This is a genomic window from Ruixingdingia sedimenti (assembly GCF_031432425.1).
GTDB lineage: Bacteria > Pseudomonadota > Alphaproteobacteria > Rhodobacterales > Rhodobacteraceae > Ruixingdingia > Ruixingdingia sedimenti.
In genome coordinates this window covers 168,224-192,208 of record NZ_JAVKPH010000004.1, presented here as the reverse complement: position 1 = coordinate 192,208, position 23,985 = coordinate 168,224, and the positions used below count along the sequence as shown (strand labels likewise).

The following is a 23,985-nucleotide window of genomic DNA, read 5'->3' as shown; positions in this document are numbered from 1 at the left end:
GTCAAAAACCCTCTGCATCCGCGCCCGACAGGATGGCAAGCGCGGCGGCATGGACGTCAGCATTGGCCGCGGCCAGCACCCGCCCGCCATGCTGCGCGGGGCCCCCCCGCCAGTCGGTGACGATGCCGCCCGCGGCCTCGATCACCGCGATGGGGGCGTGGATGTCATAGGGCTGCAACCCGGCCTCGACCACCAGATCGATCTGGCCGGCGGCAACCAGCGCATAGGCATAGCAATCAAGGCCATAGCGGGTCAGCCGCACCTGCTGCGACAATTGCCGGAAGGCCGCGCCCTCGGCAGGCGTGCCGACCTCGGGGAAGGTGGTGAAGAGGATCGCCTGGTCGAGGCCCCGCGCCCCCCGCGCGGCCAGCGGATGGCGGCCCCGCGGCCCCGCGACCTCGGCCCGGCCCAGGCCGCCGCGGAACCGCTCGCCGATGAAGGGCTGGTCGATGATGCCGTAAAGCGGCCCCCGCGCGTCCGACACCGCGATCAGCACCCCCCAGGTGGGCGCGCCCGACAGGAAGGCGCGGGTACCGTCGATCGGGTCCAGCACCCAGGTCAGCCCGCTGGTGCCCTCGGTCCGGCCCCGCTCCTCGCCTAGGACGGCGTCCTGCGGGCGGCGGCGGGCGAGGATCTCGCGCATGCGGTCCTCGGCGGCGCGGTCGGCGGCGGTCACGGGGTCGAAACCGCCGGCCAGCTTGGTCTCGGCGGCCAGATCCGGGCGGCGGAACCAGTCGAGCGTCGCCACCCGCGCCGCATCGGCAAGCTCTTCGGCCACGGCGGCCAGTTCCGCCGCCTCTTCCCCGCTGACCCGCATCCCTGCCCCCCTGTGCTGACATCCCCGGCTACTGCGCCGCCGCCCGCGGGTCAAGGCGGGGTCCCGAGCGGCGGGGTGCCTGTTGTTGCGGGCAGCGCCGGGGGCCAGCCCCCGGACCCCCGGGATATTTAGGGACAGAAAGTGCAGAACGGCAGGACAGGCACCGCCGCACATCTTCGGGCAGGCCGCATATCCCCGCGCGGCGCGCCCGCCTCTTCATCGCCGCCGGGCGACGGCACGGCCCTCTCCACTTTCTGTCCTCAAATATCCCCGCCGGAGGCTCCTGCCCTTTCCACTGGCCCTGCCGCCGGGCGGGGGCGGGCGGGGGGTCAGGCGGCCTCGCCCAGGACGCGGGCGAGGTCGAACAGGCGGCGGCGCTGCGCCTCGGGGATGTTGTAGTAGATGCGGACCAGTTCCATCGCCTCGCGGTCGGCAAGGTAGTCGTTTTCGGTCTCGGGCGCCTCGCCGGCCTCGAGCCCCTCGAAGAAGAAGTTGACCTGCACTTCCAGCGCCTCGGCGATCTCGTAGAGCCGCGAGGCGCTGACGCGGTTCATCCCGGTCTCGTATTTCTGGATCTGCTGGAACTTGATGCCCACGCGGTCGGCAAGCTGCTGCTGGGTCATGCCCACCATCCATCTGCGCTGACGGATCCGCTTGCCCACATGGGCATCCACCGGGTGCTTCATTTCGTTCTCCCTGACCATGCAGTTCTTGAAGCAAGAACCATGCCAACCCGGCGGACCCCGCGCGAATTCTGCCCCTTCGGGGATCGGAACGACCCCCGCCGCGCCGATGGGGCGCGCGGGGGGCGGTGCAACCCCTGTCAGGACTGGCAGGCAGAATGGACAACCAATAGTTAAGAATGTCTGAAGAAATACATCCGGCGGCAGAAAGATTCCGGCGCCTGCCGGCGGCATTGCGCAGGCGCAGAAAACTTCGCAATCTGCATTGCATTTCGCAAAGCTTACCATACGTCATATTTCGCAAATCGCACAGTCTGGAAAGCCCGCCGCACCTGCGCTAGCCTCGGGCCGCAAAAAACGGCGAGGGATTCCAGATGCATGCCTATCGGATCGAGGCTTTCGGCACCGCCCCCCGGTTGTGCGAGATCGCGCGCCCCGAACCCGGGCCGGGCGAGGTGCTGGTGCGCATCGCCGCCTGCGGGCTGAACTTCGCCGACCTGCTGATGCTGAAGGGCGAATACCAGGAACGCCCGGCCACGCCCTTCACGCTCGGGATGGAGGTCGCGGGCACGGTCGCGGCGCTCGGTCCCGGGGTGGCGGGGCCGGCGCCGGGCACGCGGGTGGCGGTCTTCGCGGGCAGCGGCGGGCTGGCGGAATGGGGCGTGTTCCCGGCCGCGCGCGCGCTGCCGATCCCCGATGCGATGCCCTTTGCCGAGGCCGCGGGGTTCCAGATCGCCTATGGCACCAGCCATCTGGCGCTGGACCACCGCGCGCGCCTGCAACCGGGGGAAACCCTGCTGGTCACGGGGGCGGCGGGCGGTGTCGGCCTGACGGCGGTGGAAATCGGCAAGCGCATGGGCGCGCGGGTGATCGCCTGCGCGCGCGGGGCCGACAAGCTGGCGGTGGCGCGGGCCGCGGGGGCCGACCACCTGATCGACAGCGCGACGGAACCCGACCTGCGCGCCGCCGTCAAGGCGCTCGGCGGGGCGGATGTGGTCTATGACCCGGTGGGGGGCGACACCTTCATGGCCGCCCTGCGCGCCACCCGGCCCGAGGGGCGGCTGATCCCCATCGGTTTCGCCGGCGGCGGGGTGCCGCAGATCCCGGCGAACCTGCTGCTGGTCAAGAACCTGACCGTGATCGGCCTCTACTGGGGCGGCTACATGAATTTCCGCCCCGAAGTGCTGACCGGCAGCCTTGCCGAACTGCTGCGCTGGTACGCGGCGGGCGAATTGCACCCGCATGTCAGCGACATCTTCCCGCTGGCCGAGGCGGGGGCGGCGCTGGCCTGCCTGCGCGAACGGCGGTCCACCGGCAAGGTGGTGGTCACGATGGAGGGCTAGCGGCTGGCGAAGGCGAGGCGGATCATCGCCGCCATGTCCTCGACCACCGTCCCCTTCGCGGGCCGCGCGACATAGAGGTTGATCCGCGTGCGCGCCAGTTCCGGCAGCGCGCCGCCATGGGGGATGCGTTCCAGATAGCGCGGCTCCGCCCCCTCGACCAGCGCATGCACCGCCAGATCGGCGCTGACCGAAGCCTCAATGGTGCGGGTCGAATCCGATTCCACCGCCATCACCCAAGGAATCCCTGCCGCATCCAGCGCCTGCTGCACCCCCTCGCGGAAGATGCAGGTATGTTCGAACGCCAGCGGCAGGGGCCGCGCCCGCCAGGCCACGCCGCCGGGCGCGCCGATCCAGACCAGCGGCAATTCGATCAGCGTTTCACCCCCGGCGTCCACATCGTCCTCGGTGGTCAGGATCAGGTCGCATTCGCCGCGGTCGAACAACCGCCGCAGCCGCCGGGTGTAGGAGGAGATCAGCGTCACCCGCATGCGCGGAAACTCGGCCGCGAAACGGCGCAACACCTTGGGGATCGCGGGATATACGATGTCGGCGGGGCAGCCGAGCACGATTTCCCCCTCATAGGCCTGGTCGGTCAGCCGCGCCAATGCCTCGTCGTTCAGCGACAGCAGGCGGCGGGCATAGCCCAGCAACTGTTCCCCCGCCGCCGTCAGCGCCACGCCGCGCCCCGAACGGTCGATCAGCGAAAGGCCGAGCGCGTCCTCCAGCCGTTTGAGCTGCATCGACACCGCCGATTGCGTGAGGTTGAGGAAACCCGCCGCCCGCGTCACCCCGCCGGCATCGGCGACCGCCACGAAAGACCGCAGGGTGGTCAGGTCCAGGTTGCGCTGCATATCACACCTCGTGATGCATCACGTCAAAATCATTCATTTCACAAATATCGCGCGATCTGCGATAGGGGGCAACACGAATGACGGGCCAGGGTCCGCCGGGCAGAAGGAAACCGCCATGTTCACGTCGCTGCACACTTCGGAAGGCACCGTCCTCGGGCTGCACCGGACGGGCGCGGCAACGGGCCTGATCCGCCAGCTGCTGACGGCGCCCGCCGCCCCTGCCCCCGCGCGGCGGGCGGCGGATGCGCCCTCTGCTGCGGCACGGCAGGCCGAACCCGCCTGGGACGCCCCGGCGCACTGGCTGCGCTAGACGCAGGACGAATACCGCAAATCGTGCAAAACTGCGCCGGAAATCCTTGAAATCGAGGGGAACCCGGACAATATGTCATCCGAGCGCCCTCGCCCCGAAGACGGGCATCCTGACGGGTTACCCGGGGGCTGCTTTCGCCAGAACCTGACGGAGGCAATGAATGGCAGATTTCCAGACGATCCGCACTGCGGGCACCGGCGCCCGCGCCGCACAGATCGACGAGGGCCTTCGCGCCCATATGAACAAGGTCTACGGCCTGATGTCGGTGGGCATGCTGCTCACCGCGGGCGTGGCTTGGGGTGTCGGCACCACCGATGTGCTGATGCAGGCCCTGCGGGGCGCGGACGGGGGCATGACGATCCTCGGCTGGGTGGTGATGTTCCTGCCGCTGATCATGGTCTTTGCCTTCGGCGCGATGATCAACCGGCTGTCGGCAGCGGCGGCGCAGCTGTTCTTCTACGCCTTTGCCGCGGTGATGGGCCTGTCGCTCGCCTGGATCTTCCAGGTGTTCACCGGCATCTCGATCGCGCAGACCTTCCTGATCACCTCCATCGCCTTCGCGGGGCTGTCGCTTTACGGCTACACCACCAAGCGCAATCTGTCGGGGATGGGCACCTTCCTGATGATGGGCCTGATCGGCCTCATCGTCGCGTCGATCGTGAACATCTTCCTCGGCAGCCCGGCGCTGATGTTCGCGATCTCGGTCATCGGGGTGCTGATCTTCGCGGGGCTGACCGCCTACGACACCCAGTCGATCAAGAACGAATATCTGGAACATGCGGTGCATGGCGACCAGGAATGGCTGGCGAAATCGGCGATCATGGGCGCGCTGCGGCTCTACCTCGACTTCATCAACCTGTTCATGTTCCTGCTCCAGTTCATGGGCAACCGGGAATAACCCCGGGCGGGAACCAGACATGCGAAGGGCCGGCGGAAACGCCGGCCCTTTTCATTTCAGCCCGTCCAGAAAGGCGCGGACCTCGGTCAGGCGGGTCAGGCGGATCTTGGACACCCCGGGCGGGGCGGCCGCCAGCGCTTGGGAGATCGACGCGGTCGCCGTGTGGCGCGTATCCCAGATGAAGCGCCAGAACCCCGGCAGGTTGCGCAGGGTCTCGGGGCAGTTTTCGGGCAGGTCGGGCCGGGTCCGACCAAGGCCGGTCAGGCACCGCCGCGTCACCCGCCACAGCCGCAGCCCCACCGGCACGTCCAGCCAGACGATCAGATCCGCCCGCGCCGCACGGCTGGCATAGGTCGAGGACAGCCCGCCTTCAAAGATCCACCGTTCCTGCGCCTCGATGGCGCGGGCGAGGGCGATCTTTTCGGGCAGCGGGCGTTCGCGCCAGCCGGGCTGCCAGTGGATGTGATCCATGTGAAAGACCGGCAGGCCGGTGATGTCCCCCATCCGCCGCGCCAGCGTGGATTTGCCCGACCCGGGCTGGCCCATGATCATCACGCGCTTCATCGTTCCGCCCCGTCGATGCCGCAAGCAAAAAGGCCGCGCCCTGCGGCACGGCCCTTCGATCCCTCGGGATGGCGCGATCCTACTTGATCTTGCCTTCCTTGTATTCGACGTGCTGGCGCACGACGGGGTCGTATTTCTTGACGCTCATCTTTTCGGTCATGGTGCGGGCGTTCTTCTTGGTCACGTAGAAGTGCCCGGTGCCCGCCGTCGAGTTCAGACGGATCTTGATCGTCGTCGGCTTCGCCATTGTCCTGTCTCCTGCAGCCGGGCGCGCTGGCGCCCGCGAAATCCTTGAAGCCTGCCTTTTAGGGATGACGGCGGCAGAGTCAACCCGGAAAACGGCCCCGTCAGGGGTTCCGGCGGAACACCACGACGCGGGCGGGATAGTCCGTATCGCCGCTGCGGTCGAGCCACCCGACCACCTGCCCGCGCGCGCCGCAGGCACGGGTCAGCATCCCTTCCAGCGCCGCCTCGGTCGCCCCGAACGGGTCGAGCGCGCTGGCCGAACGCGGCACATGCCCCGGCGTGTGGTCGAGCAGCAGAAGCCCCCCGGGACGCAGCGCATCCACCCAGGCGTTGAAGGCGCGTTCGGGGTCGAAGGCATGGTCCCAGGAATTGGTGTAGACGAAATCCGCCCGGCCCGCCCATTCGGGATTGGGGTCGTGGAAATCCCATTGCACCGTGTTCGGGAACTGCGTCGCGGTTTCGGAAATGTCGGTGCCGATGACCTCTGCCCCCTTCAGGCGGCGGCGGAACCAGCCCTGTTCCTTGCCCCGCCGCACCCCGTGGCAGAGCCCGAAACGCACCGCGCCCAGTTCCCGTTCCAGATAGCCGGCGAGGAAGAACACATGGCCCTTCTGCACGTATTGCGCGCCGAGCTTGGCCTTGTTGCCGTCCTGCTGCACGCGGCGGTAGGTTTCGTAGTCGTTGTATTTATAGAGAACATAGCCCTCGGCCTCTTGCCGTTCGGCGTTCGCGGTGGCCTCCGCCTGCGCGATGGCGGCTTGGAAGATGCCCTTCTTCGTGGTCATGGTACTGTACTGCCCGGTCCTCGTTACTGCGGCGCGATCCTAGCGCGGGCCGTGGGGGCTGCGAAGCGAAAAGCGGCCGTTCAGCCCCCGAACCGCGGCCGGCGGCGGTCGAGGAAGGCGCGGATGCCCTCGGCCGGGTCGGGGCCTTCCATGATCTGCACGGTGCGGGCGGTTTCCAGCCGCAGCCCCTCGTCCAGCGGCAGGTCGCCCGCGGCGCGGGCAAGCGCCTTCATCGCCGCAAGGCCGGGGCGGCTGCGGCTGGCCAGCGTGGCGCAATAGGCCATCGCGGCCTCGGCAAGATCGTCGGCGGGCACGACATGGTTCACGATCCCCCAGGCCCCGGCCGTCTGCGCATCCAGCCAGCGGCCGGAAAACATCAGGTCCAGCGCGCGCCGCAGCCCCGCCTGATGCACCAGCCGCTGCGTGGCGCCCCAGCCCGGGATCAGCCCGTAATGCACATGCTGGTCGCCGAAGCGCGCGGTGTCGGCGGCAAAGACCACATCGCAGGCCAGCGCGATTTCCAGCCCGCCGGCCAGCACCAGCCCCTGGCAGGCGCAGACCACCGGCAGGGGGCTTGCCTCCAGCCGCGTCAGCGCGCCGTTCATGAAGGCGAGGTATTCGGCCAGCGCGGCGGAATCGCCCTCCATCGACTGTGCTTCGACCAGATCGCCGCCGGTGCAGAAATTGCGCCCCTGCGCCCGGATCAGCACCGCGCGGATGCCCGAGCCTTCGGCCTCGAACGCCTCCATCGCCGCGACCATGGCGGTGAAGGTCGCGCGGTTGATGGCGTTGAACTTTTCGGGGCGGGCGAGTTCGATCACGCCCACGGCGCCTTCGCGGCTGGTGACGACAGTGCCTTCGGCCATGCGGTGCGGTTCCTTTCGATGCAAAAACGGCGCCGGCATCCCCGGCGCCGCGGGCGTGGCGGACGGGTTCAGTTCCCGGCCGCGCGCATCGCCTCCAGCGTGGCGGACCCCGCCCTGCCCTGCCCGTCGAGTTCCGCCGCCCAGTCCTGCGCGACCTTCTCGATCCGGGCCTTCCATTCGGCATCCTGTTCGGGCGACAGCTGCACCACGGACAGCCCGTTCTCGGCCACCAGCCGGTCGCGCTTGGCGGTGTCATCCGCGTCGAGCCAGGCGCAAAGTTCGGGCTCCACCGCGTCGCGGGCGGCGTTGATCGCGTCCTTCACGTTGTCGGGCAGCGCGGCCCATTTCTCGTTCGTCATCGCCAGGAAGAACACCCCGGTACCGAGGTAGAGTTGTTCCAGCGAATATTTCAGTTCGGTTTCCAGCTTGTACTGCGGGATGCTCGACGCCGGGAACAGCGCGCCGTCCACCGTGCCGCGGGTCATCGCGTCGTAAAGCTCGTAGGCCGTCAGGCGGATCGGCACGCCGCCCATGGCGCGCACCGCCTTGTCCATGCCCGCGCCGCCGACCCAGATCTTGAGCCCCTCGGCATCGGCCAGCGTCTTGACCTGCTTTTTCGCCGTGTTCAGGATGTAGGACGGAAAGCCGTTGACGAAGATCACATGCAGGCCGAGCGGGTCGTATTCCTCGGTCGCGAGCACGTTGCCGGGGCTCGACATGCGCTTGTACTTGGCCGTCACGTCGCAGGAGGACGTGAACATCCCCGGCAGTTCGTTGATCCCCGACAGCGGGAACTTGTCGGGCGCATACATCGGGATCATCATCGAGATGTCGGCAAGGCCCGAATTCAGCACGGCGAGATTGTCCTTGCCGAGCTGCCCGGCCGGATAGACCTCGAATTCCACCTGCCCGTCGGTGGCGGCGGTGACGGCCTCGGTGAACTTCTGAAAGCCCTGTTCCCACAGGTAATGGGTGCCCGGCAGGGTATGGGCGAACTTCAGCTTGACGGGATCGGCCAGCGCGCTGCCGGCGCCCGCGATGCCGACCGCCAGCGCCAGAAGCGCGGCACCGGAACGGAACTTTTTCATGTGACCTCCTCAATACGGGCTCGATACGGGCTCGATACGGGCCCGGCCTCCCTGCCGGGCGGCGGGTATCGCAGGGTCAGGCTAGACCGGGCCGGACGCGGCGGTCACGTTCCGCGCGGTTCGCCACAGGCAGCAGGCCCCGGCGCCATCGCGGGACCCTATGGGACATCCCGCAGGCTTGACGGAGGGAAAACATGCGCGGAGGGCCTGTAAGCCGGATTCTGTTCCGGGGTCGCCCCCTTCGACGGCCATTCCTCTGGCCCCGCCGTTACCGGCGGGATCAAGCTGCCAACCCGGGTTCCTCGGGCTGAGACCTCCCTGCCGCCGGTCGCCCGGCGGCGCGGAACCCCTATTCGGCATTGCTCCGGGTGGGGCTTGCCGTGCCGGTCCTGTTGCCAGTCCCGCGGTGGGCTCTTACCCCACCGTTTCACCATCACCCCCGCCGGAACGGGGGCTGTCTCTTCTCTGTGGCGCTGTCCCTGGGGTTGCCCCCGCCGGGCGTTACCCGGCACCCTTGCCTCATGGAGTCCGGACTTTCCTCGACCCCGGCCGGTATCCTTGCGGACCTGACCGCGGCCGCGGCCGTCCGGCCCTCCGCGCAAGGCTGAGGTAAGGGGTCGGAGGGCGGGCGTCAACCGGATTGCGGGGGGCGGGGTGGGCGCCGGGGCGCTGCCCCGGACCCCGGGATATTTTCAGACAGAAAGTGGTGGGGGCGCCGGGTAGCGGCGGGCGAGGCTGTCGGCGAGCACGAGGTCGGTGGCGTCGAGCGGGCCGCGCGCCCAGGGGCGAAAGCGCAGGCGGAAGGCGGCGAGCAGGGTTTCGGGCGGGGCGTCGGGATAGCCGAAGGCGCGGGCGCGGGCGGCGAAGGCGGCGGGCAGCGCGGGGGGCGCGTCGGCGGCGGGTGCGGGCGCGTCGGGCCAGACCGCCAGCCCCTGGCGGGCGAGGCGGCGCCAGTCGAAGCGCGGCCCCGGGTCGGACTTGCGGTCGGGGGCGAGGTCGGAATGCGCGATCACGCCCTGCGGCGGGATCTGCCAGCGCGTCAGGATCCCGGGCAGAAGCCGTTCCAGCGCCGCCATCTGCGGTTCGGCAAAGGGCCGGTCGCCGGGGTTCGCCAGTTCGATCCCGATCGAGCGCGAATTCACGTCGCCCTGCCCGCCCCATGCCCCCGCCCCGGCATGCCAGGCGCGCGCCTCTTCCGGCACCAGCGCCAGCACCGCGCCGCCCTCGTCGATCAGGTAATGGGCCGAAACCTCTGCCGCCGGGTCACAGAGCCGCGCCAGCGCCGCGGCGCAGCTTGCCATCCCGGTATAGTGCAGCACCACCAGCCGCGGCAGGTGCCCGTCGCGGCGGGGGCCGGAATTGGGCGACGGATACGCCGCCGTCACCTATTGCAGCGCCGCGCGGAAGGGGCGCGGGTCCCAGCCGCAGGCGAAGCCGTCGCCGTCGGGGTCGAGGCTTTTCGGGTCGCGGTCCGGCCCGCCGGAGGCGAGGAACGCCTCTTGCGCGAGATCCGCCGAGGTATAGCGCGCGCAGGCCCGTTCGGGGCTGGTGAACCGCAGGCCCGAGCGGCGGTACATCTGCGTGCCGGGCGCATGGCGGGTCGACAGCGCGAATTCCACGATGTTCGGCGCCGCGGCCCCCGTGCGCTGCGGCAGCGGTTCGGGCTGGACCACGACATATTGCGCCTGCTGCTGTTCGCGCCGCTGCCGGTCGCTTTCGATGGATTCGCGCGAGGCGACGGCATCGAAATCCTGCTCGTCGGAAATCCCGGCATGGCCGCCGGAAACCTGCCGCATCTCGCCCGTCTGCTGTTGCACGCCGGCGATGGTATCGGCGCGCGCGCGGGTGGCCGAGGCGGCGCCGGCGGCGGGCGCGGGGGCCTGCGCGGCGGGCGGCAGCGGCAGCGGCGCGCCGATGGGGGCGCTGCTGACGGTTTCGGAACTGATCGGCGTGCCGGTCGCGATCGTGCCCTGCGCCCCCTGCGCCTGTCCGGTCAGCACCCCGTCGCGCCGCTTGATATAGTCGGAATAGCTTTCGAACCCGACGCCCGCGCCGGAATCCGGCACCGGGGGCGAACAGGCGGCAAGCGCAAGGACCGGCAGGGCAAGAAGGGCATGACGCAGCATCGGGAGCCTCTCGGGGGTATCAGCCGGGCGCTTTACCACCATTTTTCCGGTTTGGAAACAAAGCCCGCAGCGCGTTCCAGCACATGGGCGTGATCGAGCAGCCCGGCCTCGTCCCAGGGACGGCCGATCAGTTGCAGGCCGAGCGGCAGCCCCTTGGCGTCCAGCCCCGCCGGAACCGCGATCCCGGGCAGGCCGGCGAGGTTCACCGTCACGGTGAACACGTCGTTGAGGTACATCTGCACCGGGTCGGCATGCGCCATTTCCCCCAGACCGAAGGCGGCAGAGGGCGTGGCCGGGGTCAGGATCACGTCCACGCCTTGGGCAAAGACCTGATCGAAGTCGCGCTTGATCAGCGCGCGGATCTTGCGGGCGCGGTTGTAATAGGCGTCGTAGAAGCCCGCCGACAGCACATAGGTGCCGATCATCACCCGGCGCTGGACCTCTTTGCCGAAGCCCTCGGCGCGGGTCTTTTCGTACATCTCGGTGATGCCGTCGCCCGCCGCCAGCGCCGCACGGTGGCCATAGCGCACGCCGTCATAGCGCGCGAGGTTGGACGACGCCTCGGCGGGCGCGATGACGTAATAGGCGGGCAGCGCGTATTTCGTATGCGGCAGGCTGATGTCGACGATTCTGGCGCCCGCGTCGCGCAGCATCCCGGCGCCCTTCTGCCACAGCGCCTCGATTTCCGCGGGCATGCCCTCCATGCGGTATTCGCGCGGGATGCCCACGGTCTTGCCGCGGATGTCGCCGGTCAGCGCGGCCTCGAAATCCGGCAGCGGAATGTCGGCGGAGGTGGAATCCTTCGGGTCGTGCCCGGCCATCGCCTGCAACATGATCGCGGCGTCGCGCACCGTGCGCGTCATCGGCCCGGCCTGGTCGAGGGAACTGGCGAAGGCGATGGTGCCCCACCGCGACACGCGGCCGTAGGTGGGTTTCAGCCCGACGATGCCGGTGAAGGCCGCGGGCTGGCGGATGGAACCGCCGGTGTCGGTGCCGGTCGCGGCAAGGCACAGCCCCCCCGCCACCGCCGCCGCCGACCCGCCCGAGGATCCGCCCGCCGTCAACTGCCGGTCGTCGACCTTCCAGGGGTTGACCGCCGGGCCATAGCACGAGGTTTCGTTGGACGAGCCCATGGCGAATTCGTCCATGTTGAGCTTGCCCAGCATCACCGCACCGGCGCCGAACAGGTTCGCCGTGACGGTCGATTCGTATTCCGGGCGGAAGCCCTTCAGGATGTTCGACGCCGCCTGCGAGGGCACGCCCCGGGTGCAGAACAGGTCCTTGATGCCGAGGGGGATGCCGCACATCGCGGGCGCATCGCCCGCCGCCAGCCGCGCATCGGCCGCGCGCGCCTGATCCAGCGCGATATCGGGGGTCTTGTGCACGAAGGCGTTCAGCGGGTCGCCCGCGTCCATCGCCGTCAGGCAGGCCATCGTCAGGTCCACGGCGGTCAGTTCGCCCTTGCGCAGCGCGTCGCGCGCCTCGGCGATGGTCAGGCTGTTCGGCGTCATTCCACCACCTTCGGCACGGCAAAGAACCCTTCGCGCGCATCGGGCGCGTTTTTCAGGATACGGTCGGGATAGCCGCCGTCATCGACCACATCCGCCCGCCGCTTGAGCCGCATCGGCGTGACCGAGGTCATCGGTTCGACCCCCTCCACATCCACCTCGTTCAGCTGTTCCATGAAGGTCAGCATATGCGAAAGCTCGCCCGCCAGCGCGGGCAGGTCGGATTCCGCGACGCGGATACGGGCGAGCTTCGCCACGCGGCGCGCGGTGTCGGTGTCGATGGACATGGATGCCTCCGGGGCGCTGATCTTGTCCTGCGGTCGGCTGCGGGTTTAGCCCCCTGCCGCGCGGCTGGCAAGCAGGTGGCGGCGGTAGGTTTCGATCATCCAGCCGAGCATCAGCCCGTTCAGCAGGTGCCACAGGAAATGCGTGCCCAAGGGGAAGCCGCCGCAGACCGGCATGTCGAGGCTGCGGAAGGTCAGCGACACCGCAAGGATCGCCGCGCCCAGGAACAGGTTCAGCGCCGTGGCCGGGTGGCGGCGGGCGGCAAGCGCCGCATAGATCACGATCAGCACCGGCACCGGGACATAGGCCGCCGAACTGCCGATGCCCGGGATCAGGCGGAACAGGGGGATCGTGGCGGCGGCATAGGGAAAGAACGCCACGACCGCCACCCCCGCCTGCCAGCCCTTCATTCCCAGAATGTCGCGGCTGGCGGCGAAGATGTAGATCAGCACGAAGACGACGATGGGCAGCACGTCCATCAGCCCGGTAGCGCGGTTCGCATGGGTGTGGAACAGCCAGCTTCCGACCCCGATCACCGCCAGCACGGCGCAAAGAGCCACCGCCACCGGCATCCCCTGCCCCCGGACCCGCCGCCACATCACCAAGGCCGCCAGCACGAAGGCAAGGTTGGTCAGCGCGTTCACGGGCTCCGACCAGTATTCCGGCCCGGTGCGTTCGCAATAGCCGTCGACGGCGGCCCACCAATCCATTCCAATCCCCTCGCAGCCTGCTAGAAACGAACCCGGACCTGCAACACGGAGGACAGCAGATGGAGATCACCTGGCTCGGGCATTCCGGCTTTCGCATCACGATGGGCGATCAGGTGTTGCTTGTCGACCCCTGGCTCAACGGCAACCCGATGTTCCCCGCCGACCGGCGGGCAGAGGCGATCGCGGGCGCCACGGCGGTGCTGGTCAGCCATGCGCATGGCGACCACGCGGGCGAGGCCGGGGCCATCGCGAAGGAGCTGGGGATCCCGGTGGTGGGCAAATACGACCTGACCACCTTCATCGCCGCCCGCGACGGGGTGGACACCCTGGGCTTCAACAACGGCGGCACGGCGCGGCTCGGCAATGTGGCGGTGACGATGGTCGCGGCCAGCCATTCGTCGAGCTTTGCCACCGATGGCGGGCCGGTCTATCTGGGCACCGAAAGCGGCTATATGATCGAACATGGCGGGCGGACGATCTACTTTTCCGGCGATACCGACGTGATGGCCGACATGGCGGTGTTCCAGGACCTGCACGCGCCCGAGGTCGGCATCCTCTGCGCCGGGGGCTTCTACACGATGGACATGAAGCGCGCGGCCTATGCCGCGAAGAAGTTCTTCGACTTCAAGACCCTGATCCCCTGCCACTACCGCACCTTCCCGGCGCTGGAACAATCGGCCGACCTGCTCAAGGCCGAACTGCCGGGGGTGAACGTGGTGGAGCCGCAGGTGCTGGAACCGATCCGGCTCTGACACCGCGCGCAGAAAATTTTTCGCCCGAAAAATTTTGCGCCGCGTTTCGGGGGCCTCAGCGGCGGCCCTCGAAGAACGCCTTCAGCAGGGCCGCGGCCTCGGTGGCGCCGATGCCGTCATAGACCTCGGGCGCGTGGTGGCATTGCGGATGCGCATAGACCCGCGCCCCCTGCGCCACGCCGCCCGATTTCGGATCCGCCGCGCCGTAATAGAGCCGCGCGATACGGGCGAAGCCGATGGCGGCGGCGCACATCGGGCAGGGTTCCAGCGTGACGTAAAGGTCATGCCCCGGCAGCCGTTCCGACCCGGCGGCGGCGCAGGCCGCGCGCAGGGCGAGGATTTCGGCATGCGCCGTGGGGTCGGCCAGTTCCCGGGTGCGGTTGCCCGCGCGCGCCACCACGCGGCCATTGGGGGCGACGACGACCGCGCCCACCGGCACCTCGCCGCGCGCGGCGGCGGCGCGGGCCTCTGCCATCGCGGCGTCCATATGGCTGCGGAAGGGGCTCATGCCCCTTCCTGCCGCGCCGCGCCGCGCACCGCAAGCCCGCTTCCGCGCGGCACGGATTGGCGCTATGGATCGGGGATGACAAAACCGCCCCGCCGCCCCGCCAAACCCGCCGCCCCTGCCCCCGCCGCCGCCGACACCAGCGCCACGGGGGCGGAACGGATCGCCAAGTTCCTGTCGCGCGCCGGCGTCGCCTCGCGCCGCGATGCCGAACGCATGGTGGCCGAAGGCCGCGTGGCCGTGAACGGCAAGGTGATCGACACCCCCGCCACCACCGTCACCGCCAAGGACCGCGTGTCCGTCGACGGCGCGCCCGTCGCCGCCGGGGGGCCGCCGCGCCTGTGGCTTTACCACAAGCCCGAGGGGCTGGTGACATCGGCCCGCGACGAAAAGGGCCGCCCCACCGTGTTCGACAACCTGCCCGAGGACATGCCGCGCGTGATGTCCATCGGGCGGCTCGACCTCAATTCCGAGGGGCTGTTGCTGCTGACCAACGATGGCGAGTTGAAGCGGCGGCTGGAACTGCCCTCCACCGGCTGGCTGCGCAAGTACCGGGTGCGGGTGAACGGACGGCCAGAGGACACGGTGTTCGAGCCCCTGCGCAAGGGCATCACCATCGAGGGCGAGAAGTTCCAGCCGATGACGGTGACGCTCGACCGCCAGCAGGGCGCGAACGCCTGGCTGACCGTGGGCATCCGCGAGGGCCGCAACCGCGAGGTGCGCCGGGCGATGGCCGCGATCGGGCTGGTGGTGAACCGGCTGATCCGCGTGAGTTACGGCCCCTTCCGGCTGGAGGACCTGCCCGCCGGCGGGGTGCAGGAGGTCCGCCCCCGGGTGCTGCGCGACCAGTTGGGGCTCGACATGCCCGCGGAACCCGCGCCGGGCGGCCCGGTGCGGGGCAAGGCGCCGGGTGGGAAGGCCACAGAGGGCAAGACGGCGGGCAAGACGGCGGGCAAGGCCCCGGCCCCGGCCAAGCCTGCCGCAGGCGGCAAGCGCGGCCCGGCGCCGGCATCGGCCGACCGGCCCGCGCGCGGCGGCGGATCCAAACCCGTCCCGGCCGACCGGCCCGCCCCCGGCAAACCGGCGGCGCGGCGGCCCTCTGCCACCCGGCCCCCTGCCCCCGGCGGGCGGCCGCCACGGCGGGGGTGACGCAACGGCGGGGTGACGGCGAAAATGCCGCAGGCTTCTGGCGCCTGCATGAAGCTTGGCCTATAGTCGGCGCATTGAAACGGGCGGCCGCGATCAGGAGGTGCCGTGGGCGGAAATGGATTGCGGACAAGCGCGTTCTTCCTGCTGCTGGCGGTGACGGTCTATGCCGCCGTGACGGGGATGGGCTGATGGCGGCGCAAAGGTTCGGCGGCAAATACAGCCCCGGTGCGCAACCGGCCCCGCCCCCGGGGGGCGGCCCGAACAGTGGTCTGCACGGCAGGCGCCCGGCCCGTGTCGGCGCGCGGGTGAATGCGCTGTTCCTGCTGCCCTTCGCCTTTGCCGCGACGGCCTTTTTCCAGCCCGCCACGGGGCTTGCACTGGATCTGGCCGCGACCGGCATCCTGCTGCTGGCGGCCTGGCTGACGCGCGAGGGCGAACGCGCGCATGAGGCGTGGGAGGCCCGCACCGTCGCCCGCCGCCCCGCCCTGCCGCGCAAGACCATCGCCGCCGCGCTGACGGGCCTAGGCGTCGGGCTCGGCGCGCTGATCCCGGCCGAAGGGCCGCTGGCGGCGGTGCTTCTGGGCGTGCTGGCGGGGGTGCTGCATTTCGCCGCCTTCGGCCCCGACCCGATGAAGGACAAGGGGATGGAGGGCACCGACCGCTTCCAGACCGAACGGGTCGCCCGCGCGGTGGACGAGGCCGAACGCACCATCGCCGCCATGCGCGACGCGATCCTGCGCGCCGCCGACCGCGACCTGACCGACCGGGTGGACCGTTTCGCCGCCACCGCGCGCGAACTGTTCCGCCGGGTGGAAAACGACCCCCGCGACCTGACGGCAGCGCGCAGGTACCTGTCGGTCTACCTGCAAGGCGCGCGCGACGCCACCGCACGCTTTGCCGACCTTTACGCCCGCAGCCGCGATGCGCAGGCGCGGGCGGATTACGTCGCGCTGCTCGACGATCTCGACACCCGTTTCGCCGAACGCAGCCGCGCGCTGATGGAAAACGACCGCACCAGCCTCGATGTGGAAATCGAGGTGCTGCGCGAACGTCTCGCCTACGAATCCCCCCGCCCCTGACCCCCGCCCAGACCGGAGAGAGCGCCCCATGTCGAACACGATCCGCAGCGAAGCCGCGCAGGCCCTTGCCGAAGTCGAAAAGGTGACGGCGGTGATCCTGCCCGAACCGGGATCCGAAATCGTGCCGCTGGAGGCCGCCCCCGCCGACAAGGCCGCCGCGATCCGCGCCCGGATGGACCAGATCGACATGGGCAACACCCAGTCGATCATCGCCTTCGGTTCCGCCGCGCAGGCCGAACTGCAGGTCATCAGTCAGGAAATGCTGACCGATGTGCGCAACAAGGACGTGGGCCCCGCCGGCGATGCGCTGCGCGAGATCGTGACGACGATCCGGGGCTTTTCGGTGTCCGAACTCGACGTGCGCCGCAAGAAAAGCTGGTGGGAAAAACTGACCGGCCGCGCCGCGCCCTTCGCCAAGTTCGTCGCCCGGTTCGAGACCGTGCAGGGCCAGATCGACAAGGTGACGGAAAACCTTCTGGGCCACGAGCATAAATTGCTCAAGGACATCAAGGCCCTCGACAAGCTTTATGAAAAGACGCTCGAATTCTACGACGAACTCGCGCTCTATATCGCGGCGGGCGAGGCCAAGCTGGCAGAGGTCGACGCCACCGACATCCCCGCCCGCGAGGCGGCGGTGGAGGCCGCGGCGGAAGGCGACAAGGTGATGCGGGCGCAGGAACTGCGCGACCTGCGCGCGGCGCGCGACGATCTGGAACGGCGCGTGCACGACCTGAAACTGACCCGGCAGGTGACGATGCAGTCGCTGCCCTCGATCCGGCTGGTGCAGGAAAACGACAAGAGCCTTGTGACCAAGATCAACTCCACCCTCGTGAACACCGTGCCGCTGTGGGAAACGCAGCTGGCGCAGGCGGTGACGATCCAGCGCAGCCGCGAGGCCGCGGAATCGATCCGCGCCGCGAACGACCTGACGAACGAATTGCTGACCGCGAATGCCGAAAACCTGCAACAGGCCAACCGCGTCGTGCGGCAGGAAATGGAACGCGGCGTGTTCGACATCGAGGCGGTGAAGAAGGCCAACGCCACGCTGATCGCCACGATCAACGAAAGCCTCCAGATCGCCGACGAGGGCAAGGCGCGCCGCGCGGCCGCCGAAACCGAACTGGTGAAGATGGAGGCGGAACTGCGCGACACGCTGGCCTCGGCCAAGGCGCGCGTGGCGAGGACCTGAGGCATCATGCCGAAAACCCCTGCCCTGCGCCTTGTCCCCCTGGCCGCGGCCCTTGCCATGATGGGGCTGTTGCAGGGCTGCGACCTTGCGCCGCCCAAGGCGCCGCCGCCCGTGCGCCCCGCGCCGCGGGTGGAACCCAAACCCGCCCCCGCGCCCGACCCGGCGAGCCTTGCGGCGCAGGCGCATTTCGCCCGCGTGCAGTCGAGCCTTATCGCCCGCGGCCTGCTGCGCACCGACGGGGGCGGCACCGATACCCCCTTCGGCACGCGGCAACTGGTGGACAATTTCGTCCGCATCGCGCTTTACGACGAATATGTCGGCCGCGGCGGCACGCTGACCGCGCGCCAGCAGCCCGCCGCGCTGCGCCGGTGGGAACGCCCGGTGCGCATCGGCGTGCGTTTCGGCGCGAGCGTGCCGGCAGAGGATCGCGCGCGCGACCGGGCGCAGGTCGCCGCCTATGCCGCGCGGCTGGCGCGGGCCTCTGGCCATCCGGTCAGTTTCGTCGATCAGGGCGCGAACTACTGGCTCTACATCGTGGGCGAGACGGAGCGGAAGGGCTATGGCCCCGAATGGGCGGCGCTGTTCCCCGGGCTGACGCCGGACGACCTGCTGCCGGTGACGCAGATGCCGATGTCGACCTTCTGCATGGTGCTGGCGATTTCCGATGGCGAAAGCCCGGTCTATACCGGAGGTCTTGCCGTCATCCGGGCCGAACTGCCCGACCTGCTGCGCCTGTCCTGCATCCACGAGGAACTGGCGCAGGGTCTGGGGCTGGCCAACGACAGCCCCGTCGCCCGGCCCACGATCTTCAACGACGACGAGGAATTCGCGCTGCTGACGCGGCACGATGAACTGCTGCTCAAGATGCTCTACGATCCGCGCCTGCGCCCCGGCATGCGCGAGGCCGAGGCCCGCCCGGTGCTGGAACGGATCGCGCCGGGGCTTGTGGGCGGCGGAAGCTGACGGACGGAGGAACCAACCGATGGTCTTTGACTTTCTCAAGGGGCAGTTCATCGACGTCATCCACTGGGTGGATGACACGCGCGACACGATGGTCTGGCGTTTCGACCGCCACGGCCATGCGATCATGTACGGCGCCAAGCTGACCGTGCGCGAGGGGCAGGCCGCGGTCTTCATCCACGAGGGCCAGCTGGCGGATGTGTTCGGCCCCGGGCTCTACATGCTGGAAACCAACAACATGCCGGTGATGACGGCATTGCAGCACTGGGACCACGGCTTTTCCTCGCCCTTCAAGTCCGAGGTCTATTTCGTCAACACCACCCGCTTCAACGGGCTGAAATGGGGCACGCGCAACCCGATCATCTGCCGCGACCCGGAATTCGGCCCCGTGCGGCTGCGCGCCTTCGGCACCTATTCGATGCGCGTGACCGACCCGGGCCGGTTCATGGTGGAAATCGTCGGCACGGACGGCGAATTCACCACCGACGAGATCACGATGCAGCTGCGCAACGTGATCGTGCAGGAATTTTCGCGCACCATCGCGGCCAGCGGCATCCCGGTGCTGGACATGGCGGCGAACACCGCCGATCTGGGTCGGATCATCGCCAAGGCGATCGAGCCCGCGATCGCCGCCTATGGCCTGTCGGTGCCGGAATTCTATATCGAGAACGTCTCGCTGCCCGAAGAGGTGGAAAAGGTTCTCGACAAGCGGACCTCGATGGGGATCGTGGGCGATCTGAACCGCTATACCCAGTTTTCCGCCGCCGAGGCGATGGGGGCCGCCGCCGCCACGCCCAATTCCGGCATGGGCGCGGGGATCGGCGCGGGTCTGGGCATGGCGATGGGCCAGCAGATGGCGCAGGCGGGGCCATGGGGTACGCCCGCCGCTGCCGCCGCCCCGCCGCCGCCGCCGCCCGTGGCGCAATGGCATCTGGCGGTGAACGGCCAGACCAGCGGCCCCTTCACCCCCCAGCAACTGGCCGAAATGGCCGCGCGCGGGGCCTTCGGGGCCGCCTCGCTGGTCTGGACCGCGGGGCAGGACGGCTGGAAACCGGCCAGCGAGGTTCCGGCGCTGGCGGGGATCCTGTCGCAACTGCCCCCGCCGCCCCCGCCCGCAGGCTGACGCCCCGCCATGCCGAGGCCCGAGGAACACCGCTGGCCCTGCGAAGCCTGCGGCGCCGACCTGACCTTCGCCCCGGGCCAGCAGGAACTGGTCTGCGGGCATTGCGGCCATGTGCAGCGCATCCCCGCCGCGCCCGCATCCGAACGCGACCGCGCATTGGGCGAACTGGACCTGCGCGCCGCGCTGGAAGGCACCCTGCCCCGCGACGCGACGGTGGATGTGCGGCTGGTCCGCTGTCCCTCCTGCGGGGCGGAGATCGAGTTCGACGGCGTGACCCATGCCAGCGCCTGCCCCTTCTGCGCCACCCCGGTGGTGGTCGATACCGGCACGCACCGCCATATCAAGCCGCAGGCGCTGGTGCCCTTCAAGCTGACCGAACGCGAGGGGCGCGAGGCGATGGTGCGCTGGTTGGGCAGCCTGTGGTTCGCGCCCAACGGGCTGACGGAATATGCGCGCAAGGGCCGCACGCTGACCGGGATCTATGTGCCCTACTGGACTTTCGACGCCGCCACCCGGTCGCGCTATGCCGGCCAGCGGGGCGATGCCTATTACGAAACCCGCACCGTGACGGTGATGGTGGACGGCAAGCCGCAGCGGCGGCAGGAACAGGTGCGCAAGATCCGCTGGACCCCCGTCCGGGGCTGGGTCGGCCGGTTCTTCGACGATGTGCTGGTGCTCGCCTCCACCGCGCTGCCGCGGCGCTATACCGATGCGCTGGCGCCCTGGGATCTGGGCGCGCTGCAACCCTACCGGCCCGACTATCTGTCGGGGTTCGAGGCCGAGGGCTATACCATCGCCCTGCCAGAAGGCCATGCCATCGGCCGGCAGGTGATGGCAGAGGTCATCGCCCAGGACGTGCGCCGCGACATCGGCGGGGATGAACAGCGCATCGACCGCATCGATTCCACCTTCGAGGACGAGACCTTCAAGCATATCCTGCTGCCGATCTGGATGGCGGCCTACAAGTACAACGGCAAGTCCTACCGTTTCGTCGTCAACGGCCAGACCGGCAAGGTGCAGGGCGAACGGCCCTGGTCGGCGTGGAAGATCGCGCTGGCCGTCATCGCCGGGCTGATCGTGGCGGGCGTCGTCGCCTGGGTGACGCAGCAGCAGTGACGCGGGCCCGCGAAATCGCCGCCGGGGGCGGGCGGGCCGCATTGACAGCCCGCCCCCCGCGCCGCATAGCGGGGCCGTCCCGCCCGAAGGAAAAGCCCATGCGCAGCCTGCCCGAAGCCGTGATCCCCGAACTGCCGAACTATTACCGCGGCAAGGTGCGCGACTGTTACGACCTGCCCGACGGGCGGCGGATCCTGATCGCGTCGGACCGGCTGTCGGCCTTCGACCGCATCCTTGCCGTGATCCCGTGGAAGGGGCAGGTGCTGACCCAGACCGCGCGGTTCTGGTTCGAACACACCGCCGACATCTGCGCCAACCATGTGCTGGCCTATCCCGACCCCAATGTGGTGATCGGCCAGCGGCTCGACATCCTGCCGGTGGAAATCGTGGTGCGCGGCTATCTGGCGGGGACGACGGGGACATCCGTCCTGACGCTCTACAAGCAGGGGCAGCGGCAGATGTACGGCCATACTCTGCCCGACGGCCTGCGCGACAACCAGCGCCTGCCCGCGCCGATCCTGACGCCGACGTCGAAGGCATTCGACGGCGGCCATGACGAACCGCTGACGCCCGCCCAGATCGTGGATGGCGGGTTGCTGGCGAAGGCGCAGTGGGACCGGGTGGCAGAGGTCGCGCTGGCGCTGTTCGCGCGCGGGCAGAAGATGGCGGCGGACCGCGGTCTGATCCTGGTCGATACGAAATACGAATTCGGGCTGGACGGCGCGGGCAACATCCTGATCGCGGATGAAATCCACACCCCTGATTCCAGCCGCTACTGGATCGCCGACGGCTACGAGGCCGCGTTCGAGGCCGGCACCCGCCCGCCGAGCTTCGACAAGGACGTGATCCGCGCCTGGGTCGCTGCCCGCTGCGACCCTTACGGCGATGCGATCCCCGAGATCCCGGCCGAGATGATCGCGGAAACCAGCCGCACCTATATCCGCGCCTATGAGGCGATCACCGGCCAGACCTTCACCCCGGACGAATCCGGCGCAAGCGTGCTGGACCGCGTGCGCGCGAACCTTTCGCCCTTCTTCGCGGGCTGACATGCGGGCGCTGATCCAGCGGGTATCCGAGGCGCGGGTAACGGTCGATGGCCGCGTGACCGGCGAGATCGGGCGCGGGCTGCTGGTGCTGGTCTGCGCCATGCAGGGCGATACCGAGGCGCAGGGCGCGGCCCTCGCCGCCCGCATCGCCAGGCTGCGCATCTTCCGCGATGCCGGGGACAAGATGAACCTGTCGGTCCGCGATATGGGCGGGGCGGCGCTGGTGGTCAGCCAGTTCACGCTGGCCGCCGACACCTCGCGCGGCAACCGCCCGGGGTTTTCGGCGGCGGCCGACCCAGGCACCGGCGAACGGCTTTACGAGGCGTTCATGGCCGCGCTGGCGGGCGAGGGCGTGCCGGTGGAACGCGGCGAGTTCGGCGCCGACATGAAGGTGGCGCTGGTCAACGACGGGCCGGTCACGATCTGGATGGAACGCTGACCGCCCCGCCGGGGCGTCGCATCACAGCACGATCAGATCCGCGAAATGGGCCGGCAGATCCTGCACCGGGATCTTCACCAGATCCTTGGGCAGGTCGGCCGCCAGCCGGTCCTGCATCGCCGCGGGCAGGCGCGTGCGCAGCTCGCCCAGCATCTTGGGGCCGGCGGCGATCACCAGCCGGTCATAGCCCTTTTCCCATTCCGTCTCTGCCGCCGTCATGACATGGGCGGCAAAGGCCACCCGTTCCTGGTCGCGTTCGGTCTGGCGGGTGTCGTCCATCGCGTGGCGGCCATGGCCGAAGGGCGTGGCGCCCCGCCCGGCGCGGTCGGTGACGGACTGGTCGGTATCGCCGTAATCCGTCGCATCGAGATCGGCACAGACGGCAAGCCCCTTGCCGACACCCTCATTCGCCAGAATCCGTGCCGCCTTTTCGTTGGCGATCACCACCAGCGTCCGTTTTCGCTGCATCTCGGGCCCTCCTTGCGGGTGGAACGGGAATTGCATCGCGGATGCGGCAGGCGCGCGCCTTGATCCAGCGCAAGCGCCTGCGGATCGCGGGCCGGCGTCAGGCCGGCACCGCCATCCCCTTGCCGCGGGCAAGCTCTTTCATCCGCGCCTGCAACTTCTCGAACGCGCGCACCTCGATCTGGCGGATGCGTTCGCGGCTGACCTTGTAATGTTCGGACAGCTCTTCCAGCGTCACCGGTTCGTCCGTCAGGCGGCGTTGGGTCAGGATGTCGCGTTCGCGGTCGTTGAGCGCATCCATCGCCGTTTCCAGCAGCGCCATGCGCGCCTGGAATTCGTCGCGCGCCTCGTAGTCGCCGGCCTGGTCGGCGTCTTCGTCCTCCAGCCAGTCCTGCCATTGCGCCGCGCTGTCGCCCTCGCTGCCGATCGTCGCGTTGAGCGAGGCGTCGCCCCCCGACAGGCGGCGGTTCATGTCGATCACCTCGTCCTCGGTGACGTTGAGGTCATGGGCGATGCGGGCGACGTTTTCGGGGCGCATGTCGCCCTCTTCCAGCGCGCCGATGCGGGCCTTGGCCTTGCGCAGGTTGAAGAACAGCTTCTTCTGCGCCGAGGTGGTGCCGAGTTTCACGAGGCTCCACGACCGCAGGATGTATTCCTGGATCGAGGCGCGGATCCACCACATCGCATAGGTCGCCAGACGGAAGCCCTTATCGGGGTCGAACCGCTTCACCGCCTGCATCAGGCCCACATTGGCCTCTGAAATCACCTCGGCCTGCGGCAGGCCGTAGCCGCGATAGCCCATGGCGATCTTGGCGGCCAGCCGCAGGTGGCTGGTGACGAGCGTATGCGCGGCGCGCGAATCCTGATGGTCGACCCACCGCTTGGCCAGCATGTATTCCTGTTCCGGTTCCAGCATCGGGAACTTGCGGATTTCCTGCAGATAGCGGTTCAGCCCCTGTTCGGGGCTGGGGGCGGGGAGGTTGGTATAGCTGCTCATCGTCATCCCTGTCCGTTCGTGCGGGCCGGGGGCGGATGTCACCCCGGCGAAGTGCCTCGGGCCGCGAAAACAGGCCCGTTACGGT

Annotated in this window: 28 protein-coding genes and 1 other RNA gene; 12 read left to right on the top strand and 17 right to left on the bottom strand. The window is 69.3% G+C overall.

Going from position 1 to position 23,985, the window contains the following annotated elements:
• Position 1 precedes the first annotated feature (1 nt).
• Together hisN and RGD00_RS05690 are read right to left on the bottom strand one after the other, a co-directional pair.
• Entirely contained in the window at positions 2–817 is an 816-nt protein-coding gene (gene hisN, locus RGD00_RS05695; RefSeq protein WP_310456328.1) for a histidinol-phosphatase, read from the bottom strand.
• A 329-nt stretch (positions 818–1,146) separates the two neighbouring features.
• The gene (locus RGD00_RS05690) at positions 1,147–1,503 is read right to left on the bottom strand and encodes a helix-turn-helix domain-containing protein (RefSeq protein ID WP_310456327.1); all 357 of its coding nucleotides are present in this window, start codon (positions 1,501–1,503) and stop codon (positions 1,147–1,149) included.
• A 371-nt stretch (positions 1,504–1,874) separates the two neighbouring features.
• Between RGD00_RS05690 and RGD00_RS05685 the strand changes: the two genes are divergently transcribed.
• Positions 1,875–2,843: an NADPH:quinone oxidoreductase family protein gene (locus RGD00_RS05685; protein ID WP_310456326.1), complete on the top strand. Its 969-nt coding sequence runs from the start codon at positions 1,875–1,877 to the stop codon at positions 2,841–2,843.
• Here the strand turns inward: RGD00_RS05685 and RGD00_RS05680 are convergent.
• Positions 2,840–3,694 (bottom strand): LysR family transcriptional regulator, encoded by an 855-nt coding sequence (locus tag RGD00_RS05680; RefSeq protein ID WP_310456325.1) that lies wholly within the window; start codon positions 3,692–3,694, stop codon positions 2,840–2,842. The genes RGD00_RS05685 and RGD00_RS05680 overlap by 4 nt on opposite strands.
• Positions 3,695–3,809: 115 nt before the next feature.
• Between RGD00_RS05680 and RGD00_RS05675 the strand changes: the two genes are divergently transcribed.
• Positions 3,810–4,004 carry a hypothetical protein gene (locus RGD00_RS05675; RefSeq protein ID WP_310456324.1) on the top strand — a complete coding sequence of 65 codons (195 nt, stop codon included), beginning with the start codon at positions 3,810–3,812 and terminating at the stop codon, positions 4,002–4,004.
• A gap of 160 nt (positions 4,005–4,164) precedes the next feature.
• Positions 4,165–4,902 carry a Bax inhibitor-1/YccA family protein gene (locus RGD00_RS05670; protein WP_310456323.1) on the top strand — a complete coding sequence of 246 codons (738 nt, stop codon included), beginning with the start codon at positions 4,165–4,167 and terminating at the stop codon, positions 4,900–4,902.
• Positions 4,903–4,953: 51 nt separating this feature from the next.
• On the opposite strand, the gene RGD00_RS05665 is transcribed toward RGD00_RS05670, so the two are convergent.
• The 11 genes from RGD00_RS05665 to RGD00_RS05615 all read right to left on the bottom strand — a co-directional run bounded on the left by RGD00_RS05665 (position 4,954) and on the right by RGD00_RS05615 (position 13,080).
• Positions 4,954–5,466 carry a P-loop NTPase family protein gene (locus RGD00_RS05665; protein WP_310456322.1) on the bottom strand — a complete coding sequence of 171 codons (513 nt, stop codon included), beginning with the start codon at positions 5,464–5,466 and terminating at the stop codon, positions 4,954–4,956.
• Between the two features lie 79 nt (positions 5,467–5,545).
• Complete coding sequence (rpmG, locus tag RGD00_RS05660) at positions 5,546–5,713, bottom strand: 50S ribosomal protein L33 (RefSeq protein WP_310456321.1); 168 nt, start codon at positions 5,711–5,713, stop codon at positions 5,546–5,548.
• 100 nt (positions 5,714–5,813) lie between these two features.
• Positions 5,814–6,497 (bottom strand): class I SAM-dependent methyltransferase, encoded by a 684-nt coding sequence (locus RGD00_RS05655; RefSeq protein WP_310456320.1) that lies wholly within the window; start codon positions 6,495–6,497, stop codon positions 5,814–5,816.
• An 80-nt stretch (positions 6,498–6,577) separates the two neighbouring features.
• Positions 6,578–7,363, bottom strand: a complete 786-nt coding sequence (locus RGD00_RS05650; RefSeq protein ID WP_310456319.1) for an enoyl-CoA hydratase/isomerase family protein — start codon at positions 7,361–7,363, stop codon at positions 6,578–6,580.
• Between the two features lie 68 nt (positions 7,364–7,431).
• Positions 7,432–8,451 carry a TRAP transporter substrate-binding protein DctP gene (dctP, locus tag RGD00_RS05645; RefSeq protein ID WP_310456318.1) on the bottom strand — a complete coding sequence of 340 codons (1,020 nt, stop codon included), beginning with the start codon at positions 8,449–8,451 and terminating at the stop codon, positions 7,432–7,434.
• Positions 8,452–8,645: 194 nt separating this feature from the next.
• Positions 8,646–9,049, bottom strand: an RNA gene (gene rnpB, locus RGD00_RS05640) — RNase P RNA component class A.
• 94 nt (positions 9,050–9,143) lie between these two features.
• Complete coding sequence (locus tag RGD00_RS05635; protein WP_310456317.1) at positions 9,144–9,836, bottom strand: N-acetylmuramoyl-L-alanine amidase; 693 nt, start codon at positions 9,834–9,836, stop codon at positions 9,144–9,146.
• A complete protein-coding gene (locus RGD00_RS05630) occupies positions 9,837–10,577 on the bottom strand; it encodes a hypothetical protein (RefSeq protein ID WP_310456316.1) in 741 nt (246 codons plus the stop codon).
• A 32-nt stretch (positions 10,578–10,609) separates the two neighbouring features.
• Positions 10,610–12,088: an Asp-tRNA(Asn)/Glu-tRNA(Gln) amidotransferase subunit GatA gene (gene gatA / locus RGD00_RS05625; RefSeq protein ID WP_310456315.1), complete on the bottom strand. Its 1,479-nt coding sequence runs from the start codon at positions 12,086–12,088 to the stop codon at positions 10,610–10,612.
• A complete protein-coding gene (gene gatC, locus RGD00_RS05620) occupies positions 12,085–12,372 on the bottom strand; it encodes an Asp-tRNA(Asn)/Glu-tRNA(Gln) amidotransferase subunit GatC (RefSeq protein WP_310456314.1) in 288 nt (95 codons plus the stop codon). The genes gatA and gatC overlap by 4 nt, the downstream gene beginning before the upstream one ends.
• Before the next feature lie 45 nt (positions 12,373–12,417).
• Entirely contained in the window at positions 12,418–13,080 is a 663-nt protein-coding gene (locus RGD00_RS05615) for a ceramidase domain-containing protein (RefSeq protein WP_310456313.1), read from the bottom strand.
• Between the two features lie 59 nt (positions 13,081–13,139).
• Here RGD00_RS05615 and RGD00_RS05610 point away from each other — a divergent pair, with 59 nt between their 5' ends.
• Positions 13,140–13,832 carry a metal-dependent hydrolase gene (locus RGD00_RS05610; RefSeq protein ID WP_310456312.1) on the top strand — a complete coding sequence of 231 codons (693 nt, stop codon included), beginning with the start codon at positions 13,140–13,142 and terminating at the stop codon, positions 13,830–13,832.
• 55 nt (positions 13,833–13,887) lie between these two features.
• On the opposite strand, the gene RGD00_RS05605 is transcribed toward RGD00_RS05610, so the two are convergent.
• Positions 13,888–14,340, bottom strand: a complete 453-nt coding sequence (locus tag RGD00_RS05605) for a nucleoside deaminase (RefSeq protein ID WP_310456311.1) — start codon at positions 14,338–14,340, stop codon at positions 13,888–13,890.
• 75 nt (positions 14,341–14,415) lie between these two features.
• On the opposite strand from RGD00_RS05605, the gene RGD00_RS05600 reads away from it, so the two are divergent.
• The 8 genes from RGD00_RS05600 to dtd all read left to right on the top strand — a co-directional run bounded on the left by RGD00_RS05600 (position 14,416) and on the right by dtd (position 22,438).
• A complete protein-coding gene (locus RGD00_RS05600) occupies positions 14,416–15,486 on the top strand; it encodes a pseudouridine synthase (RefSeq protein WP_310456310.1) in 1,071 nt (356 codons plus the stop codon).
• 188 nt (positions 15,487–15,674) lie between these two features.
• Entirely contained in the window at positions 15,675–16,565 is an 891-nt protein-coding gene (locus RGD00_RS05595; protein ID WP_310456309.1) for a 5-bromo-4-chloroindolyl phosphate hydrolysis family protein, read from the top strand.
• A gap of 28 nt (positions 16,566–16,593) precedes the next feature.
• Complete coding sequence (locus RGD00_RS05590; protein WP_310456308.1) at positions 16,594–17,754, top strand: toxic anion resistance protein; 1,161 nt, start codon at positions 16,594–16,596, stop codon at positions 17,752–17,754.
• A 6-nt stretch (positions 17,755–17,760) separates the two neighbouring features.
• The gene (locus RGD00_RS05585) at positions 17,761–18,717 is read left to right on the top strand and encodes a DUF2927 domain-containing protein (protein ID WP_310456307.1); all 957 of its coding nucleotides are present in this window, start codon (positions 17,761–17,763) and stop codon (positions 18,715–18,717) included.
• A gap of 19 nt (positions 18,718–18,736) precedes the next feature.
• Entirely contained in the window at positions 18,737–19,837 is a 1,101-nt protein-coding gene (locus RGD00_RS05580; protein ID WP_310456306.1) for an SPFH domain-containing protein, read from the top strand.
• Between the two features lie 9 nt (positions 19,838–19,846).
• The gene (locus RGD00_RS05575; protein WP_310456305.1) at positions 19,847–20,953 is read left to right on the top strand and encodes a TFIIB-type zinc ribbon-containing protein; all 1,107 of its coding nucleotides are present in this window, start codon (positions 19,847–19,849) and stop codon (positions 20,951–20,953) included.
• Positions 20,954–21,051: 98 nt separating this feature from the next.
• Positions 21,052–21,999, top strand: a complete 948-nt coding sequence (locus tag RGD00_RS05570; protein ID WP_310456304.1) for a phosphoribosylaminoimidazolesuccinocarboxamide synthase — start codon at positions 21,052–21,054, stop codon at positions 21,997–21,999.
• 1 nt (position 22,000) lies between these two features.
• A complete protein-coding gene (dtd, locus tag RGD00_RS05565; RefSeq protein WP_310456303.1) occupies positions 22,001–22,438 on the top strand; it encodes a D-aminoacyl-tRNA deacylase in 438 nt (145 codons plus the stop codon).
• Positions 22,439–22,459: 21 nt separating this feature from the next.
• On the opposite strand, the gene RGD00_RS05560 is transcribed toward dtd, so the two are convergent.
• Together RGD00_RS05560 and rpoH are read right to left on the bottom strand one after the other, a co-directional pair.
• A complete protein-coding gene (locus tag RGD00_RS05560; protein WP_310456302.1) occupies positions 22,460–22,906 on the bottom strand; it encodes a baeRF12 domain-containing protein in 447 nt (148 codons plus the stop codon).
• A 97-nt stretch (positions 22,907–23,003) separates the two neighbouring features.
• Positions 23,004–23,900, bottom strand: a complete 897-nt coding sequence (rpoH, locus tag RGD00_RS05555) for an RNA polymerase sigma factor RpoH (RefSeq protein ID WP_310456301.1) — start codon at positions 23,898–23,900, stop codon at positions 23,004–23,006.
• Positions 23,901–23,985 lie beyond the last annotated feature (85 nt).